The organism is Pedobacter ginsengisoli, assembly GCF_030244015.1.
Taxonomy (GTDB): Bacteria; Bacteroidota; Bacteroidia; order Sphingobacteriales; family Sphingobacteriaceae; genus Pedobacter; species Pedobacter ginsengisoli.
This window is the reverse complement of the sequence record NZ_JASSYX010000002.1, coordinates 762512-780952: the sequence shown is the minus strand read 5'-3', so window position 1 is coordinate 780952 and position 18441 is coordinate 762512. Positions and strand designations below refer to the sequence as shown.

Annotated in this window: 16 protein-coding genes; 7 read left to right on the top strand and 9 right to left on the bottom strand. The window is 44.7% G+C overall.

What is annotated here, in order from left to right; genetic code table 11:
- The first annotated feature begins 126 nt into the window (after positions 1-126).
- Entirely contained in the window at positions 127-825 is a 699-nt protein-coding gene (locus QEP08_RS10450) for a GNAT family N-acetyltransferase (protein ID WP_285057694.1), read from the top strand.
- A 166-nt stretch (positions 826-991) separates the two neighbouring features.
- Positions 992-1456, top strand: a complete 465-nt coding sequence (locus QEP08_RS10445; RefSeq protein ID WP_285057692.1) for a DUF1579 family protein — start codon at positions 992-994, stop codon at positions 1454-1456.
- Positions 1457-1499: 43 nt separating this feature from the next.
- Here the strand turns inward: QEP08_RS10445 and QEP08_RS10440 are convergent, their stop codons facing one another.
- Positions 1500-1913, bottom strand: coding sequence for a VOC family protein (locus QEP08_RS10440; RefSeq protein WP_285057690.1), 414 nt, complete (start codon positions 1911-1913; stop codon positions 1500-1502).
- A 201-nt stretch (positions 1914-2114) separates the two neighbouring features.
- On the opposite strand from QEP08_RS10440, the gene QEP08_RS10435 reads away from it, so the two are divergent.
- Complete coding sequence (locus tag QEP08_RS10435; protein ID WP_285057688.1) at positions 2115-2834, top strand: hypothetical protein; 720 nt, start codon at positions 2115-2117, stop codon at positions 2832-2834.
- Between the two features lie 159 nt (positions 2835-2993).
- Positions 2994-5411 carry an outer membrane beta-barrel protein gene (locus tag QEP08_RS10430; RefSeq protein ID WP_285057686.1) on the top strand — a complete coding sequence of 806 codons (2418 nt, stop codon included), beginning with the start codon at positions 2994-2996 and terminating at the stop codon, positions 5409-5411.
- Between the two features lie 17 nt (positions 5412-5428).
- On the opposite strand, the gene QEP08_RS10425 is transcribed toward QEP08_RS10430, so the two are convergent.
- Complete coding sequence (locus tag QEP08_RS10425) at positions 5429-7591, bottom strand: tetratricopeptide repeat protein (RefSeq protein WP_285057684.1); 2163 nt, start codon at positions 7589-7591, stop codon at positions 5429-5431.
- A 251-nt stretch (positions 7592-7842) separates the two neighbouring features.
- Between QEP08_RS10425 and QEP08_RS10420 the strand changes: the two genes are divergently transcribed.
- On the top strand, positions 7843-8643 hold the full coding sequence (locus QEP08_RS10420) for a hypothetical protein (protein ID WP_285057682.1): 801 nt from the start codon (positions 7843-7845) through the stop codon (positions 8641-8643).
- Here QEP08_RS10420 and QEP08_RS10415 read toward each other — a convergent pair.
- Genes QEP08_RS10415 through QEP08_RS10400 form a run of 4 tightly spaced genes read right to left on the bottom strand, consistent with a single transcriptional unit; the run spans position 8566 to position 11833 of the window.
- A complete protein-coding gene (locus tag QEP08_RS10415; protein ID WP_285057680.1) occupies positions 8566-9906 on the bottom strand; it encodes a sensor histidine kinase in 1341 nt (446 codons plus the stop codon). The genes QEP08_RS10420 and QEP08_RS10415 overlap by 78 nt on opposite strands.
- Before the next feature lies 1 nt (position 9907).
- A complete protein-coding gene (locus tag QEP08_RS10410; protein WP_285057678.1) occupies positions 9908-10582 on the bottom strand; it encodes a response regulator transcription factor in 675 nt (224 codons plus the stop codon).
- Positions 10583-10616: 34 nt separating this feature from the next.
- The gene (locus QEP08_RS10405) at positions 10617-11423 is read right to left on the bottom strand and encodes a hypothetical protein (RefSeq protein ID WP_285057676.1); all 807 of its coding nucleotides are present in this window, start codon (positions 11421-11423) and stop codon (positions 10617-10619) included.
- A 56-nt stretch (positions 11424-11479) separates the two neighbouring features.
- Positions 11480-11833 carry a hypothetical protein gene (locus tag QEP08_RS10400; RefSeq protein ID WP_285057674.1) on the bottom strand — a complete coding sequence of 118 codons (354 nt, stop codon included), beginning with the start codon at positions 11831-11833 and terminating at the stop codon, positions 11480-11482.
- Between the two features lie 228 nt (positions 11834-12061).
- Here QEP08_RS10400 and QEP08_RS10395 point away from each other — a divergent pair, with 228 nt between their 5' ends.
- Both QEP08_RS10395 and QEP08_RS10390 read left to right on the top strand, forming a co-directional pair.
- Positions 12062-12859 carry a DUF4382 domain-containing protein gene (locus tag QEP08_RS10395; protein ID WP_285057672.1) on the top strand — a complete coding sequence of 266 codons (798 nt, stop codon included), beginning with the start codon at positions 12062-12064 and terminating at the stop codon, positions 12857-12859.
- Positions 12860-12897: 38 nt separating this feature from the next.
- Positions 12898-13416, top strand: a complete 519-nt coding sequence (locus QEP08_RS10390; protein WP_285057670.1) for a hypothetical protein — start codon at positions 12898-12900, stop codon at positions 13414-13416.
- Between the two features lie 25 nt (positions 13417-13441).
- Here QEP08_RS10390 and QEP08_RS10385 read toward each other — a convergent pair whose 3' ends face one another.
- The 3 genes from QEP08_RS10385 to QEP08_RS10375 form a co-directional block, all read right to left on the bottom strand.
- Entirely contained in the window at positions 13442-14659 is a 1218-nt protein-coding gene (locus QEP08_RS10385; protein WP_285057668.1) for a glycoside hydrolase family 88 protein, read from the bottom strand.
- A complete protein-coding gene (locus QEP08_RS10380) occupies positions 14659-15888 on the bottom strand; it encodes an alginate lyase family protein (RefSeq protein ID WP_285057666.1) in 1230 nt (409 codons plus the stop codon). Before QEP08_RS10380 ends, QEP08_RS10385 begins: the two co-directional genes overlap by 1 nt.
- Before the next feature lie 88 nt (positions 15889-15976).
- A complete protein-coding gene (locus QEP08_RS10375) occupies positions 15977-18439 on the bottom strand; it encodes a glycoside hydrolase family 2 protein (RefSeq protein WP_285057664.1) in 2463 nt (820 codons plus the stop codon).
- Positions 18440-18441: the final 2 nt, after the last annotated feature.

Sequence of the window (18441 nt, the reverse complement as noted above, 5' to 3'; positions counted from 1 at the left end):
ACAACGGTTGCAAGGTGGTAATTTTCGCTTGTTTGCGCCCTGAATGGAAATTCCCTGGAAGGGCTAAGGTAAAATCTTGGTCAGCATTTCCAAACCTTCAACTTTCTCAATACCTTTGTGCAGAATATGATAGAGACTATTTTAGACAACCCGATCTGGTTTTCGCTGCTTTCCCGACACGCTGAACTGGGCGAGGGTACTGACGGCGTGAAACTCTTTCATCCCGAGGTCGCCCCATTTGCCGGTCTTCGCGAAAACACCCCTGAAAGTTTCCAGATCTTATTTGATTTGGCAGACCCTGAAAGAGTAATCGTCCTGTTCTCACCCGAACCAGAATTAGACCCTTCACCCTGGACAATATCGGTTAAAGTCCCAGGCAATCAAATGGTTTTCCGGGCCGACACCCCGAAAGCAGAAAACCACGATGATCTCCAATCACTCACTGAAGATCATATACAGGAAATGCTCGCCTTGACTCAGCTTGCTCAGCCCGGCCCATTTCTGAAAAGAACAATTGAATTCGGGAATTATCGTGGAATATTTGAACAAGGTAAACTGGTTGCCATGGCCGGCCACAGGCTGCAGTCTGATGGCTTTACCGAAATCAGTGCAGTGTGTACACATCCGGGTCATTCAGGTAAAGGGCATGGCAGAAAACTGCTCGAAGACCAGGTCAGGATCATTCGCAAAAACGGGAATACACCCTACTTACATGTCCGCTCCGACAATGTCCGGGCAATACAGCTGTATCAGTGGATGGGTTTTATGAGCCGCACTGACATGTATTTTTATATATTGAAGAAAGAATCGAGCCCGGTTGTATAAAGACCGCATGGAAGCAGGATCTACTATCTGAGGTTTTTGTCAGCATAAACTGAAATCGCTTTAGGAAACCAATCATAGCAGCAATGACAGGGCTCAGGAAAAATGGAACAAAAAATTCAGAAAGAGTCTCAACTGAGGAGGATTATAAAATATATAAAAACTAAGTATGGAAATCATGGATTTAAGCAGCAAATTTATTGGACAATGGGAAGGCACATATCGTTTGATATTGAGCTGGTTGCCAGATCCGGATTTTATCTCCGTTTCGAACATGACTGTTAAATCCATTGCAGATGACAAATTCCTTGTACTGAGCTATGATTGGCAACATGAAGGGGTTAGCCAGGATGGCTTAATACTAATTGGTAACATCAGCAAACAGGCCGGAATTACCGCCTCGTGGGTTGATTCCTGGGGCATGAGCGGGAAAATCATGAATTGTTACGGGACAATCAGTGAACAAGGCAATATTGCCTTAACAGGCTCGTATGAAGTGCCGGATAATCCCGATTGGGGTTGGCGAATTGAGATTCCGTATCCAACAGATAATGCCTTACAAATCGTCATGTATAACATTTCTCCTGAGGGTGAGGAATCGTTAGCGGGCGATGCAAATTATACACGAATTTGAAGAATGTTATTGATGTCGTTCTTTGCCAGGATAGGCATTTTTGTTACCCCTGGTGCTCAGGCATGCCATTGGGATCCATCCATGCAAACTCCCAATGATGGCCATCAAGGTCCTCAAAGCTGTGTTGGTACATAAAACCGTAGTCACTGGCCGGATTAGGTACTGTCGCGCCTGCCGCTTGTGCTTTTTCTACAATTTCGTTAACGGCTTCTTTGCTATCGGCAGATAAGCAAATAGAGCACTCTACTGCTTTGTGGGCATCTACAATCTCTTTTTTAGTAAAAGTCTGAAAAAAAGGTTTTGTCAGCAGCATCACGTAAATGGTATCGCTGATGATCATGCAGGTTGCTTTCTCGTCGGTAAATTTCGGATTAAAAGTATAACCAAGTTTGGTAAAAAACGCTACAGATCTGTTGAGATCTTCAATCGGTAGGTTCACAAAAATTTGTGTTGCCATAAGTTTTTTCTGATTTATTTATTCAAAGATACAGCAATGGCACATAGCTGCAAATATGCGATAGTGACAAGTTAAGGGGGTAATTGCGACATTTCTTTATCTCCATTGGTCTTCTCATCTTAAACCTTTCATTTTTCGGTTATATTAGTAACTTTGTAAATCAAAGCACTTTTATAATCAATAAAACAAACTCATCCGGCTATGAACAGATTTGAAGAATTATATAGTGTAGCAAGGGCTGATAAGTGGTTTAAGTGGTTTGCTATTTTTTGCCGCTATGCTTTAGCAGCTGGCTTTATCCCTTCCGGGTATGTAAAAATTATGGGCGAACGGTTCACTGCCCTATCGCCCAATAATCCCCTGGGCCATTATTTTGATGCGTTACATCTTACAGGATATTATTATACTTTTATTGGTGTTGCTCAGATCGTAACGGCTATATTGTTAATCATCCCGAAAACTTCTGTACTCGGTGCTTTAATGTATTTTCCTATTATCTTGAATATAGGGGTGCTTACTTATGCTACGCGGTTTGAGGGCACCCGCATTGTGACGTTTATGATGTTGGCAAACTTATTTTTATTGTGCTGGAATTACGACCGTCTTAAGCCGGTCTTATCCTGGAGACCGCTCGCACATGCCCCTGCCGATGTTTCAAAGTCAACAGTCCGCAAACTGCGGTTCTGGTTCTTTAGCGGATCGTTTGCTACTGTGGCATTTGTCATAATCATCAACTTTTATTTATATGAACTCCGGCCGGGTAACTCTGCTGTCGAATGTGTCAGCCAATGCGCCGGGAGTAAAAATCCTGAGGCATGCGAAATTTTCTGCGACTGTATTTATAATCAGGGCCAGCCGCTGGACAGTTGTCTGGCAACTTTTGACCATGCGAAAGACATTCGCAGTTCTGATGGAAAATAGTCATACGCACGATTGCTTCTCTGACGCCAGCCGCATCAATTTCTTCTAAAACAAGATAATCTACCTTTAGTAATGTGCAATGCATAGTACAGGGTTTAATTTACATCCTTGTGTAACATATTACTATATGGAGGCGTCAAACTGCCAAATAGTATTCTCATGAAACAAAAAATTATACTCACATTAGTCGCATTCCTTATTGGTTTTTTTACTGCGGCTGCACAGATCGCCTCAGGAACATACAGTGTTAAAGGCTATCTGGTTGACTCTGCGTCACAGATGCCGGTAGAATTTGTCACTGTGTCGTTGAAAAATGCAGACCAAAAGACAATAAAAACACAGCACAGCAAAAAAGATGGTGGTTTCCTGATGGATAAATTACCGGCAGGAAAATTCACTATAACATTTGCATCAGTCGGCTATGTGATGAGATCCATGGAAATCTCTCTGGATAAGGAAACGCAACTTCGTGATCTCGGTAAGATCGCCATTAGTGCTTCAAATACGCACCTAAAGTCTGTATCGGTTACTGCGGCGCGTCAGAGCATCAAACAGGAAGCCGACCGTCTTATTTACGACCTGCAGGCAGATCCGGACAGTAAATCCAACAGTGTGCTGGAAATGATGCGTAAGGTTCCATTGCTGAGTGTCGATGCCGACAACAATATCAAATTGAGCGGCAATTCAGCATACCGGATTTTTATTAATGGAAAACCGTCAAGTATGATGGAGCGTAATCCGAAAGAGGTACTGAAAAGCATGCCGGCTTCTACGATCCAAAAGATTGAGGTGATTACTACGCCATCGTCCAAATACGATGCTGAAGGCTTAGCAGGAATCATCAATATTATTACAAATAAAGCAGTAGATAACGGTTATAATGGCAACATCAACCTGAGCGAGCGCTCCCCATTGGGCGGCCCCTCTATAGGTGGATCTTTTACTAATAAATCGGGCAAATTCGGTCTGTCTGCATTTGGTGGCGGCGCCCTGGCAAATACGCCATCCACAGGGATCACCATATCCCGTGTCAGTACTGAGGTCACGCCTTCGGAGCTCTTCCAGAGCGCTGAACGCGAAAGCGATAATAAAAATGCTTACCTGGGTACTGAACTGAGCTATGAGGTTGATTCGCTGAATTTGATCTCCGGACAATTTAACCTGAACGGCAATAATGGAAGCGGGGAATTTTTTCAGAACTCTGTGCTGAAAAACACATCTACGGTCCTGCAGCAGTATAATCTTTTGACCAATGAAGACAATTCAGGAAAAGGTGCTGATGCTGCTTTGAACTACCAATTGGGATTTCGCAGAGACAAGAACCAGTTGTTGACAGCTTCCTACCGCTATTACGGTTTTATAAATGATCAGAATACCGCGCAGCTTTTCACAAACCGCACCAACTACAGTCTTCCGGACTTCAGGCAGGTCAATGAAAGTGTCATGAGCGAACATACTGCACAGCTGGATTTTGTATATCCTGTAAAGAAGCTCACTATTGAAGCAGGTGTAAAGGGCATTTTCCGGACTAATGAAAGTGACTTTAAGTATTTTTCCTACGATGTGAATCAGGGCTACATCATTGATCCTTCTAAAACCAATACTTTTAACAATACCCAAAACATCCTTGCTGCCTACAACTCTTATCAGTACAATTTAAAGAACTGGTCTGTCAAGGCTGGGGTACGTTTTGAAAACACAGTTGTTGATGCTGATTTTGTGACCACTGTATCGAAGGTAAAGCAGGACTATTTCAGCATAGTTCCTTCGGTTGCAATTAGTCGCCGGTTTAAGACTACAGGAATCAATTTTGGCTGGAGCCAGCGCATCCAGCGGCCTGGGATTAATCAGCTAAATCCTTTTGTGGACCGCTCAAATCCTGTTTTTGAAACTACTGGCAATCCGGACCTGCGCCCTACAAAGGGCAATTCGCTGCAGTTTGGTTTCAACTGGAATAAAAAGGGTAACCTGAATGTAAACCTAAGGTACAACTGGATCAGGGGACTGATCTTCCAGGTGTCTAATTATGATGAAACCACAAATATCACCCGTACCCGTTTTGAGAATACCGGAGGTGCTAAAGCATTGGGTGGCAATATCAATTTCAACTACCCACTCAGCCAGGCCTGGAACCTGAGCCTGAACGGAAATTTAATGCATGGCTGGGCGGACGGAATCAGCAATGGCAAACCGATAAAAAATCAGGGCTTTATGTACTATTTCAATATGACCTCTGGTCTGCGTCTGCCTAAAGACTGGCGCCTGAGCGCAAGCTTTTACCTGAACGGCGGCGATCTGACGGTACAGCAGCAATCCAATGCTTTCGCAAGTACGGCATTCAATGTGAGCAAGGACATCATCAAGGATAAGCTCAGTTTTTCTGCTTTCACCAATAATCCTTTCAACCGGTACAGGATGAATGTGACAAAATCTTTCGGTCCGAATTTTAATCAGGAAAATAACAGCCAGCAAAATTTCCGTACTGCGGGCGCCAGCCTCAGCTACCGTTTTGGAAAATTGAAAGAATCTATTAAAAAGAGTAAACGCAGTATCAGCAATGACGATGTGAATAATTAAGAGCCATCTATAGGCGGTTATCGCATAATAAATACAAATTCACCACCTTCATCGCCTACACCTTTTATAGCTGCATATTGGGGAAATGTCTCTGTATTATTGATAATCGCCTTATAAAAACTATTAAAGAGATCTTTAGCAGTCAGGTATTTTACCCTGTTCTCTTTCAGGTTTTTATTGAGGTAATAGATGAACTTACTGTTGTCAGGGACTGGCTCCATATTGCCGCTGGCCATAATTTTACGGCTGGGATAAGTATACTGAACTTGTATTTCTTTGGGTGCATCGTTGCTGATGGATCTGGTAAATGCCCCACTGAAACAGGCGTCAGCGATGACAAGAATATGTTTGGAATTGCTCCGCTTTAAAGCTTTGTTGATGTCATCTGAGGAAATATAGGTGGAGTTCATCCCCTTCTTAGCGGATACTGGGACCCAGTATCCATCGACATCGCCAAATTTGTCTTTTTCAGCGATACCGTGCCCTGCATAAAAAATTAGCAGGTTATCATTTTCACCCAGGGAATTTGATTTCTGAATAATTGCCTGCATGATTTCCTCACGCGTCTTGTTGTATACGGTCTGGATATTATTGGCGTTAAATGTATAGTTGTTCTGCAGGATCTGTTTTAGTGATTCTGCGTCCCGGCTTGGGTTTTGTAAATCATCTATAGCGGGATCCTGGTATTCGTTTGATGCAATCAGTATGGCGTGAAAGACCGGCGGTTTATTAACATCCACGGGAATGATCGCAGGCTCCTCCTTTGTCTTGGCAACTGATGGTAAAATTGCATTGAGCTGAAAAGTCTTAGTCCCGGCATTGTCATTCTTATCCGTAGCGATGACAGTGATGCTGTTCTGCCCCTCCTTCAGCACTATGGTGGTCAAAAAAAGGCCATCTTCTTCCACTTTATCTACCTGCAGCCCATTTACGGCAATGCTTTTTATTCCTGATTCGTCCTTTGCCCTGCCAACGATCTCAATTTTGGATTCATTCTTTACAATTTGCAAACCCCGGGCACTCCGTGGACTGATCAGCTCAATTATAGGCTGGGTATTGTCCTTCTGCTTTGCAATTCCCTGTTTCTGAACCAGGCGTTTAACAGCTTCGCTGACATCCGGCTGATCGGGATTAATTACTGTCGCCTGATTATAAGCATCAAGTGCCTCACCATCACGGTTCAGTTTTTCCAAAAGGTAACCTTTTAGTGCAAGTACATCTGCATACCCTGATTTGTTTGCGGTCTTAATTTCTGAGCCGTACTCCTTCAGGGACTGGTCCAGACTTCTGAGGGCTTCCTGGTATTGCCCGGCGGGAATGTGTTCGGTAGCTGCTCTGAGGTAGTGGATAAAAAATTTCCAGTCGTCATTGGTGATATAGGAGCTCAATCCTTTTGCCTGGTAATCTTTATAAACTGCCCTTGCTTCACTAAACTGACCCATCCTGATCAGAGATGGCATCATGCTAATGTATGCTCTTGATTCTTGTGGCTGAATACTGATTAATATTTTATAGTCGGTTACAGAGCGTTTGTACTGGCCCGTCCTGGCAAATGCCCAGCCCCTGTTGTTGAGTGAACTGATGTCTTTTGGGTTTAGTTCAAGTGCAGTACTTAAATCACTAATAGCCTTTTGATATTCCCCGATATTTACATAAACAGCCCCTCTTTTGGCCCACTGAACAGGGTTTTTGGCATCGAGCATTACCAGTGTATTTAAATCTTCGAGGGCCTTTATTTTATCACCAGAGTTGTTGTAGGATGCTGCCCGGTTGGACAGGGCCATCAGATTTTTGGGATCGAGCTGCAGTGCCTTGTCGTTATCTCCAATGGATTTATCGTAGAGCTTTTCGTTAAAATAAGCGTAACCCCTGCCTGTTAATGCGGTGAGGTTCTGAGGCTCCAGCCTGAGTGCCTCTGTAAAATCCGCGATTGCACGGATTCTGTCTTTCTTTAGATTGTAGGTACGGGCCCTGGTAATGTACAAATATGCGAGACCGGGGTTCTGTTGGATGGCTTCATTGATATTGGCCAAGGCATCATCATATTTACCCTCAGCATTAAATGCGGCGGCACTTGAATTTAGGGTCAATGCAGTGTTACTTTGAGCTATACCTATGAGTGGAGAGATGAAAAAAAGAAATGCAGTAATCTTTATGGTTGCGTTAAATATTCTGAGCATAATTTTGAAACACTTTTTTCAGCTAATTTATTCAAATACTTTATCAATTTAACGCATTTTAACAAAACATCCTAAAACATTAAAAAACATCGTATTTCTTTGGCGTGATGCGGATCAGCATATCCGGCTTGTTCAGCAACACATAAACGGCGCCGTGAGGTCCTGTTTTGATATCCTTTACGCGCCCACTTTCAAAAAATTATACCATATTTACAGCAACAGATCAAGAATTTCTTACTCAGTATACCATCGTGAAAACGGAGCAAAAAATATATCATACGCTACGCATAGCTTCTGCAATGTGCCTTATCGGCCATGGGGCTTTCGGAATTATCACCAAAGCAGTCTGGTGTAATTATCTGGCAGTGATAGGCATCGGTCAGGATACAGCCTATACATTGATGCCTGTTATTGGATCGGCAGATATACTGATGGGGCTGAGCCTTTTATTTTATCCTGTCCGGGCTGTCTTTTTATGGCTGGTCATATGGGGCCTGGCAACAGCATCTATGCGTCCGCTTTCCGGTGAGCCTTTTGCGGAATTGCTGGAGAGGGCTGGCAATTTCGGCGCTCCTCTTGCAGTTTTAATCCTATATCCACCGGAAAAGGGTTTTCGGGCATGGTTTAAAAAAATACAGCCTCCGGGCTCCATTCCACCTGAAAGTTTAAAAAAACTGAAGTTTGCTTTGCAACTGACAGCGTTCCTGTTGCTCGCAGGTCATGGATGGCTCAACTTAACGGAAAAGAAAGGCCTGCTTGCACAATATGAATCACTGGGTTTCAATGATGTTCATACCGTGGCACATGCGGCAGGTCTGTTTGAACTTATGGCGGCCATCTCTATTCTGATCCATCCACTACGCCCCTTAATTATGCTGTTCCTGATCTGGAAAATTGGAACTGAGCTTTTTTATCCGCAGTGGGAAATATTTGAGTGGATAGAACGTGGGGGAAGCTATGGAACATTGCTGGCTTTATGGTTTTCCTCTGGTTATTTTAGCATCAAAATCGCCGAACGTAATCGTAAACTTACTTCCCTCGCCGACAACTGAAGCCACTTTAACATCAATCCCATTGTAAACCGCAATGCTCTTTACTATAGAAAGTCCCAGTCCGTAACCCACATTTTCACCCAGATTGGCTTTCCGGAACCGGTCAAAAATAAAATCAAGCTCTTCTTTTGCGATGCCGATCCCCGAGTCACTGATGACAATAGAATAACCGGAACGTCCCCGATGGTCACTGATGCTGATGCTCCCCTTCTCCACGTTGTATTTTATCGCATTGTTAATCAGGTTGTAGAAAAACTGGAACAGCAGGTCCTGGTTCACATTGTTAAGGGTGACATCATCTGAAAGACTGACATGCAGTTTCAGCCCCTTCTCTTCCATCCGGTGACTGATCTCTTCCAGTACATCTGCTATCAGTTTCGCAGGTTTTATCTGATCCGTCCTCGCGAACTGCGCATTTTCTATCCTGCTGATAAATAAAAGCGAGGACGATATTTTCTTCAGCCGGCCCAGTGTTTTCATCATCCCGATAATGCTCATCGTAGTGGCTTCGCTAATGTTCTCTTCTGCCAGCAGGTTTTCCATTTTAGTCTGCAGTATACTGATGGGCGTCATAAGTTCATGCGAGGCATTGGCGGTAAACTCTCTTTCCTTTTCAAAATCGACATTGATCTGATCCATAAGGTCAATCAGCGACTGGTCGAGGTACTTAAAATCTCCGGTACTTGTTTTGACTGGGACAGCAGGCTCTTTGAAAGGAAATTTTCTCTTGATGAGTTTAGTTTGAATGATTTCCTTGAGGGGGCTGATCAATATCCTGGTAAAAATGAGGTCAATAATGATCGTGACAGCAATCAGGCCCATCAGTACGTACAAGGCAATACGCTGGAGAGGCTTGTTGTATTGATTAATGCTACCTGTGGTCTTTCCTATCTCCAGGAGATATCTGTTTGGTCCCGCCCTGAAAGTGTAGCTGAGCACACGGTAATTGAGCGTGTCCTGCTCTACAATACGTTCCTCTGTCTGAATGGTATCCATATCCACGCCCGGGCCGGCGGGTTCCAGCGCGATGTACTCCTCTTTTAGCATGGTATAGCTTCCATAGCTTTTATCACCCTGCAGGTAAAATCCTACACCATGCCTCCGAACGTTATTCATCACTTTCTTTTGCTGGTCCCGGAGTGAATAATTGGTATATTCCGAGGCTATCCTCTCGACCAAAAAAGGTACTGACAGGATAAAAATCAGCACAACGGCAATTTTAGAGCCTGTAATAAAGTAGATCAGCTTTACAGATAGTTTCACGTTACTTTCTTATTCTATAACCAACACCCCTCACAGTTTCGAGCCAGTCTGTTGGTGCGTATGTATTTAATTTTTTCCTGATGTTCTTGATGTGGGCATCGATATAATTGGAGTCATAGTCATCGTCCGCAAAGGTACCCCAGATGTGCTCACTGAGTTGCATGCGGGTCAGCACCCTGTTTTTATGGAGCAGCAGATAACTCAGCAGGTCAAATTCTTTACGGGACAATTCGATCTGCTGCACTTGAAAATAAATGAACCGTGTCTGCAGGTTGACGCTAAAATCGCCCAGCGGGACCGTCTCCGCATTGACATTGAACTTCCGGCGGGCAATGGCCTGCATGCGGGACTGGAGCTCGAGTAAGGAAAACGGCTTGGCGAGATAATCGTCGGCGCCAAGATCCAGTCCCGCTATCTTGTCTTCCAGGTTTCCCCGTGCGGTAAGGATGATGTAGGCTGCCTCGGGATTGTGCTTTTTAGCTTTTGGCAACAGGCTAAGACCATCACCGTCCGGCAGGCCCAGGTCCAGCAATATGAAATCATACTGGTTCATCTCAATACATTCCGCAGCTTTAGCCGCGGTATGCGCCAGGTCGCAAAGATAAAAGGCCTTTTTGAGAAAAGTCTCCATTTCATATGCCAGTGTTTTTTCGTCTTCTATGATCAGGACTTTCATCTTATGGAGTTAGCAGGTTTTCAATAGTTACAAGCTAAAATTGGTAATAAAAACTGAGACTGATAAATGATTGCTGTTTTTTGGCTTCTGTGATCGCTTCGTCGCTAAGCACTGAAAACTGGTAGGCCACTTCGGCTAAATAACTGGAGCGGCTGTAAGCCAGCGGCAATCTGAAGTTGTAAGTCAGCAAGTTGAAACTGGTTTTGGGAATCGTAATAATTTCTCTGCTTCCCTCCGGGTTGCCATTGCCGTTATTCGCTCCTTTTCCTTTCCCGTTGTTGCGCTTTATTTTCTCCTCCTGATAGGTGGTGTAAAAATGCTGCGTCCCGCTTATGATCTCGATCGCCGGCTCTATGGATAGCTGGTCCTGATCATAAAATATAGTACCCAGACTAATGTCCTTCGCGTTCGTGATACCGAGAAAAAAATCATTTTCCTCTCCAAAGGCATGATCTGCCGAAAGCGAACTCTTGAACCATGGCCAGGTATAGCTCAAAGTGAGGTTGATATTGTTTGTATTGGCGGCCTGGAGCAGCGGCGAATTACTTGGAAAAATAGAGCGTGTATAACTGACATCTGCATTGAACTTATCTGTAAAGTTGTGCTCATATCCAATTCCAAGATCCGTTTCTGAAATACCGCCGCCGATCTTCAGCAACTTATATGCGCCAGCTGAAAAGTACAGGCCCATAGAAAGCCTTGCGGTGGCATTTGCAAGTACATAAGGAAGTTTCTCCGCAGTGGATTGCCCGTAATAGCTGACATTGTTACTATATATGGCCGCAAGGGTCAATGTGGTTTTTTTTGTTTTTTTATCATCTACCTCATCTGTTTGGGCCATAAGACGGCAAGTCTGCAGGCATATCAATAGGCAGATGACTGCTGATCTCATATTGGTTAGTGCTTTTTGATTTTAGGACGAATAATCTTAACTGGTTTTACTTTAGGCTTAACAGCTGCCGGCTTCAATTGTTTTCTGGCTTTGGGCACTGCTTTGATCTCCGGCTTTTGCGGATCTCGCTTGCCGGGATCAACCCGTTGTGCACCAGGCCGCTTGGTCTCAGGATCCCTTGTTTTTCTTTCTTTGTCCTGTTTGTTATCCTGGAAACCGCTCCTCCGGCTACTATCCTGAAGACTTGCAGGAGATATCCAGCCCGCCGGGGCTGCATAAGCTGAAAATACCGTGATACAGACCAATAACAGGCTGAGCGATAAACCTCTGTATATAATAGCTGTATGCGAAATAACCATTCTGAATGTAAATATAAAGAAAGTTTGCCTCTTTCGAGGCAAACAATCATCCTCCCCTAAAACATTTATTGTTTTCATCTGCGCCACCAAATCCTTCACAAATGGAGACACTGAAGATGAAATTAAGATGAAATTTCATAAAAAATAATAAATCGGAAATTTCATGTTCATTTCATGTTGGATCTGGAGCTTTGACCAATAATTATATTACAAACAAAAACTAATACTATGAAAAACAAAACTCTTTATTCGGTACTATCAGCCATATTGCTGACATCCGTATTGATATTCGCAGCATGCAAAAAAGACAGCCCGGGCGCCTCTGGCACAACCAAGGTAGAGATCAGAATGACTGACGCACCTGGAGATTTTGATGCGATCAACCTGAACGTTAAGTCTGTTGTACTACTATCTGGTGGCGAGCCGTATACTTTTGATGTTGACAACGGAATATTTAACATTCTCAACTTCAGGATTGGCACCAGTAACCCTGACATCATTGTTGCATCTGGTGATATGCCTTCAGGCGAGATCACTGAGATCAGGCTTGTCCTTCATGATTCAGGCAACTCCATTGTGGTTGACGGTGAGCAACAGGAACTTAAAACCCCAAGTGGTCAAAGTTCCGGCTTTAAAGTAAAGTTGACTGAAAACCCTGAATTGGTAGCAGGCGCTACGTATTCATTATTACTTGATTTTGATGCGGCCAAATCAATCGTGGTTACAGGAAACGGCAAGTATATCTTAAAACCGGTAGTGAGAGGCATAACCGCAGCTACTTCTGGTCTGATCTCGGGCACAGTTCTCCCGATTGCTGCACATCCTGAGGTTTTGGTCATCTCAGGTACTGATACCGTGGGTACAATGACCGACCTGATCACTGGTAAATTTACTGTCGGCGGCTTGGCTACAGGAAAATACAAAGTCGAAATTGTTCCTGTTGAAGGTTACACCGGAACTGCTGTAACTGATGTTTCAGTAACGGCTGGCCAGAATACCAGTCTGGGTGTGATTACACTTCAATAATCGCGGCCATTTTTTAACACGCAATAAACACAAATATCATGAAAAAGTTAATGTTTCTATTTTTGTTTGCCATAGCCGGTTTCAGTACCAATAAAGCTGTAGCGCAGGTGAGCATTAATGTAAATATCGGATCGCAGCCGTTATGGGGTCCTGTCGGTTACGATTATGTAGATTATTATTATCTCCCGGAGATTGAAAGTTATTACTATGTTCCGGAGCGTCAGTTTATCTACCTGAGCAATGGGAACTGGATATTTTCCGCAGGAGTACCGCCGAGATACCGGGGCTATGACTTGTATCGTGGATATAAAGTAGTCATCAATTCACCGCAGCCATACAGGTATTTTAACACCCATAAGGTGAAGTATGCTAAATACAGATCCAACCATTCGCAACGGGCCATTAAATATAGTAAAAGCCCTAAGTACCGTGTAGTGAAAGGTCATTCTGGTGGTGGCAATAAAGGTAACTTTAAAGCTTCCGGAAATTCGGGTGCTAAAAGTCATGGTGGCGGCAATGGCAAAGGCGGTGGCAAAGGCAACAAGGGCAAGCACTAGCGTATAAGTTCTATAAAGATCATCTTTAGCCCTGCTCAGGTGCAATCAGCCGTTTGCACCTGAGCAGGGCTTCCAGATAATAATAATCTGCATAAGAAATAGGCACATCAATCTCACTGTTCATAGGTTTTGATCCCGTGCTGTGCCCGAGTATAAATCCTTTGTTATCACCGTCTTTGGAAATGTATTTCATACCAAGACTGTTCAGCATCGCATCAGCTTTCTTTCTGTACAGCTTGCTATTTTTGCTATAGCCACTCAGCTCATACAAGCCTGAGGCCATAACTGCAGCTGCCGAGGCGTCACGAGGTTCATTAGGGATACCTGGTGCATTAAAATCCCAATAGGGCACGAGGTCTTTCGGCATCCCCGAATGGTTCAAAATAAAACCCGCTACATTTTCGGCTTGTTTCAAATAAGCCGGGTCTTTCGTAAAGCGATAGCACATGGCATAACCATACAGTGCCCAGGCCTGTCCGCGGGCCCATGCTGATTCATGGCTATATCCCTGATGCGTATTTCTTTTTAGTACAGCACCTGTTTCCGGGTCATAGTCAATGACATGATAAGAACTATAATCTGCCCTGAAGTGATTTTTCATGGTGGTATTCGCGTGGCTCACCGCAATCTTATAAAAAGAAGAATCACCGGTCAGCTGTGTAGCTTCAAACAGCAGTTCGAGGTTCATCATATTGTCGATGATCACCGGATTTTTCCACTTGTCCTGGTTATGGTCCCAGGAGCGGATCACTCCCGTTTTAGGACTAAACCGTTTGCTGAGAGTCTTTGCGGATTCAATAATCACATCTTTGTAATGCGGGTCTTTAGTAAGTCTGTAGCCGGCACCGATACTGCAGTAGATTTTAAAGCCCATGTCATGTGTACCGGCATTGGTCTTTTCCTTTTCGATTAATGCCGAATATTTCCTGGCCTGGTCCCTCCAGTCTGTATTGCCATAGTACTCATACAAAAACCAGAGTACACCCGGAAAGAAACCACTCGTCCAGTCTTTAGAGGCTACGAGTTTGAGCTTACCATTTTCCAGTGTTCTTGGAGATACCAGATCATTACCTGCCGCAGATTTATCTGCTTCAGCTTTTGCCAGTTCTGTTTCCTTCAGCAGTTGCAGCGTCTGTATCTCAGCCTGCTGAAATGCCTTTTTAACATTGGGCTTCTGGGCATAACAAGGTGCATGCAGGGCCACAAGTATTAACAAGACGGGAAGATGTTTCTTCTTGATCATCAATCGAGCCATATCAAAGGATTTCTTATAGGTAAATTACGTATTACTTCTTCTACTTGAGGGTTATGTTCCAATTTCATCCAGGTGCCCAGCCAGCCCTTATCGCTATAGGCCTGTGCACCAAACAACAAAAAAGGCTGTGCCACCGGCCATTCCTTCCAGTACATCACATCAGGTTTTGAAGGCCACTTGTTTTTATCAGCGATAAATGGATGCAAATATTCTATGCCTCTTTTTATAGACCTTCCATCCGCAGTCCGAAAAGACCACAGGTTTTCCAGGCCAGATCCCGGGCCTGAGGACAAAATTTGACAGATCGCTGCCATCGCATCCAGGTTAAAAATCGAATAACCATAAGGTTTAGTCCGCGCCAGTTCCTTAGGAAAACTGCCATCAGTCGCCATTTGATTGGGCAGCAGGACGTTTTTATACCTTTCCCTGCAAAAATCCAGCAGCTTTCTATCCTGTGTGAGCTTCGCAAAAGAAGCTACCTGCATCACAAAACAAGTACCGTGGTTATTGAGTGCTTCCATTTCAGCTCTCCCATAAGGATGGCTCATCAGCCAGCCGAGATAATCTGTAAACCATTTCTTTGTTCCGCTGACTGTCTCTGCAGTCATGACCTTTTCCATTACAATCACACCCTGGGCAACCTCCATCAGCTGAATGGTATCGATGATACCAATACCCCGTCCGGTAAATCTGCCCTTTATGGCTTGTGCATATTGCAGGTTGGGGTTCATCAGTGTTTGTGGCTCAATAAACCAGGCCTTTAAATGCACCATCGCCTGCACCGCATATTTTTTGTCGCCAGTAATTTTATATGCCGATGCCAGGGCCCCTATAATCTTGCTGAACCTGATCATCGCCAATCGATGGGCCACAAAATTATCCGGATTGGTCATACCGTCCTTCTGGATATAAGGCCCGGAGGGGTTTGCAGGATCAGGCCACCAGTAATCACCCTCCGAAAAGAAGTCATGCTTATCGCCGGCGCTGCGCGCAGAACTATCTGAAGTCACAGTAACCGGCTTTTGCCGCATAGCCCATTCCGCCTGTTGCATTACGATCGCCTTTAATGCGTTAATCGCTTCATTTTTAACCGGATTTACGAGCTGATCTTTCTCCGCGCCCAGCCTGACAGTGACCCCATCCGGCTTCAGTACAGAACAGGAATGAAGAAACGCTATTATAAAAACTATAAGGGCATAATTCAGGTATCTGATCATCTGCTTTACGATTGATTATTTAATGACCTGCGATCAGTTTTCCTGCCCGCATCCCACAATATAAAAATATATCTCATCAGTTCCCCAGCTAATCGCCAATTGGTAAAAAGACAGTCGGCAAACCTTCAGAGCTCACACTGGCCACACTTTTCCCTCCTTTTGTGCGGATGCTGATCACAGCCCTGCCATTATAGACACCCACTCTCCTTGATCCGCTTGAAGTACCCTGATCAGCGATCAGTTCACCATCACCAGTCAAAGAAAAAGAGACAAAATTCAGCGCATCCAGGCACAGTACACCCTTTGCATCCAGCAGTTTCACCTGTATGGTTGAAACACCGTTCTCCTCTTTTACCTGTTCCAGCACCATTTTGGCTGGCTTGCCCCATTTGGCAGTTTGGTAATCCTGTTCAATTTGGTCCTCCACCACAACACCACCTTTTTTTGCCACTACTTTCAACTGGTTCTTGCCTTCAGCATACTGGACCTGCCAGCGCAAACCCGCAGCGGGAAAATCTTTGCTGACGCGCTTGCGCACACCCTGGCTTTTACCGTTAACAAATAGCTCCGCCTCATCACAATTGGAGAAGACCTTCACCATTTTCTTTTCCCCTTCATCACCCCACCTCACTGGCCAGGTATGCCCGTAAATGTGTGCCATAGGCGTGGCAGCCCAGTAAGACTGGAATACATAAAAAGACTCCTTCTTTGTAAAGTCACGTTCCACCACACCTTTCTGGTTCATGTAAGGAACCGGGTTTTCCGGTCTGATCGGTGTAGAAAAATCTTTAAAAGGCCAGTAAGCCGTACCTGTAAGCCATGGCATGGTCTCCTGTTCTTTCAGGTGCCAGTCAATCAGGTTTACTATATAGCTTTCGCTCCAGTCTCCGTCTTTGGATACCCGCGCACCACCGCCATACAAAGACGCATCACCTGCACGCTCATCAGTACCGTCGCCCGTCTTGATTTTGGAAAGCGCATTATCCGGGCTTTCCGAATGGCGCATGGCGTGACTGTCCCCTCCCCATTCCACATGCAGGAAGTGTTTTACCTTCTTAAATTCCTGTTCAGAAGTTGATTTATACTCTGTGTAGATGCCCCTGTACCATCCCGCCCAGATGGATGGCGAATACACATCTACAATATCTTTGGCAAAATCACATCGCCTGATGGCTGTCTTTCTGGATGGATCAAGCTTGTGCGAAAGGTCATTCTGTTCTTTCATAAACGCCCTGATCTTTTCCTTGTCAAACTCCGGGAAATCACCTGGCCAGTCATTTTCATTGCCCAGGCCCCAGATAATGATAGAAGGATGGTTATAATGCTGCTCGATCATATTGGTCATCATACGCCGTGCCTGTTCCTTATAAACATCACCGCCAAGACCACCGCGGCACCAGGGTTCTTCCTCCCACACCAGTATCCCCAGGCTGTCACACAGATCGAGAATGATCGATGACTGCTGATAATGGCCCAGACGGATAAAATTTACCCCCATGTCCTTCATCATCTTCATTTCAGTGCGCATCATGTCTTCGGTCATGGCCTGAGCAACCCCGGCATGGTCCTCATGCCGGTGTGTACCTTTGAGCAGCAATCGCTTGCCGTTCAGTTTAAACGGCCCGTAATCGACGAATTCGAAATTCCTGAAGCCCACTTTTTCTGTGGTTTTATATTCCTGCCCACCTTGTTTTACAATCAGTTCAACCGTATATAACAAAGGATTGTCCACAGACCAGAGCAGGGGCTTCTTTAGTTCAAGAGTGGTCAGTGCAACATCCCCCTGCAGTTTTTTCAGATTCACATCGAGCTGCCGGACGACCTTCCCGTTAGGGTCCGTCAGCTTCACAGTCGTTTCTGCCTTGCCTGCATTGGAAGGGTTGTAGAACCTGGCTTTTAGATTTAGTTTCCCCATTTTACCCGCAGCGTCCACCTCCGCAGTAGCAAAAAGCTTATCCACAGAAAGTGCAGGCGCATAGACCAGGTTGACATAACGGTAAATACCGCCGTACAAATTAAAGTCTGAAAGATCAGAGGGGATCATTTCCAGATCACGGGAATTGTCTGCCCGCACGGATACCGGCACCGTACCTTTAAATTCCTTCTGATAGGCCTCCGTCTTTTTAAAAGCCGCCACAGCATCAGTAATGTCTATCGTCCATTCATCATATCCGCCAGTATGCGAGCCGACCTTTGTTGTGTAGACATACACATCGGCCTTTTGCCCCACGCCTTCAAAGTGGAGCAGGGTGCGGCCGTTTTCATAGATATTATTAATGTTCAGACGGGTCCGGTACCATCCGGGACCCTGGTAATAATTGACATCGGGATCAACCGCATCCAGTGCGTTAAAGCAATGCGGCAGCGTTACTTTGCTCCATATAGGGACACTTTCCGGCGCACCGGCGGCAACTGGCCTTACAGCCTCCCAAATACCACCGAGGTCCTGCCGCACATACTCCCAATTGTTATTCAGCCGGGTCTTCTGCTGTGCAGCCAGATTCTGGCTTAGTAAAGTAAACACTATAAAGGCGAAGGCTTTAATTTTCATGA

Excerpts from the sequence above, each read along its gene's own strand:
- QEP08_RS10450 (WP_285057694.1), top strand. The coding sequence starts at position 127 with ATGATAGAGACTATTTTAGACAACCCGATCTGGTTTTCGCTGCTTTCC.
- QEP08_RS10445 (WP_285057692.1), top strand. The coding sequence starts at position 992 with ATGGAAATCATGGATTTAAGCAGCAAATTTATTGGACAATGGGAAGGC.
- QEP08_RS10440 (WP_285057690.1), bottom strand. The coding sequence starts at position 1,913 with ATGGCAACACAAATTTTTGTGAACCTACCGATTGAAGATCTCAACAGA.
- QEP08_RS10435 (WP_285057688.1), top strand. The coding sequence starts at position 2,115 with ATGAACAGATTTGAAGAATTATATAGTGTAGCAAGGGCTGATAAGTGG.
- QEP08_RS10430 (WP_285057686.1), top strand. The coding sequence starts at position 2,994 with ATGAAACAAAAAATTATACTCACATTAGTCGCATTCCTTATTGGTTTT.
- QEP08_RS10425 (WP_285057684.1), bottom strand. The coding sequence starts at position 7,591 with ATGCTCAGAATATTTAACGCAACCATAAAGATTACTGCATTTCTTTTT.
- QEP08_RS10410 (WP_285057678.1), bottom strand. The coding sequence starts at position 10,582 with ATGAAAGTCCTGATCATAGAAGACGAAAAAACACTGGCATATGAAATG.
- QEP08_RS10405 (WP_285057676.1), bottom strand. The coding sequence starts at position 11,423 with ATGGCCCAAACAGATGAGGTAGATGATAAAAAAACAAAAAAAACCACA.
- QEP08_RS10400 (WP_285057674.1), bottom strand. The coding sequence starts at position 11,833 with ATGGTTATTTCGCATACAGCTATTATATACAGAGGTTTATCGCTCAGC.
- QEP08_RS10395 (WP_285057672.1), top strand. The coding sequence starts at position 12,062 with ATGAAAAACAAAACTCTTTATTCGGTACTATCAGCCATATTGCTGACA.
- QEP08_RS10390 (WP_285057670.1), top strand. The coding sequence starts at position 12,898 with ATGAAAAAGTTAATGTTTCTATTTTTGTTTGCCATAGCCGGTTTCAGT.
- QEP08_RS10385 (WP_285057668.1), bottom strand. The coding sequence starts at position 14,659 with ATGATCAAGAAGAAACATCTTCCCGTCTTGTTAATACTTGTGGCCCTG.
- QEP08_RS10380 (WP_285057666.1), bottom strand. The coding sequence starts at position 15,888 with ATGATCAGATACCTGAATTATGCCCTTATAGTTTTTATAATAGCGTTT.
- QEP08_RS10375 (WP_285057664.1), bottom strand. The coding sequence starts at position 18,439 with ATGAAAATTAAAGCCTTCGCCTTTATAGTGTTTACTTTACTAAGCCAG.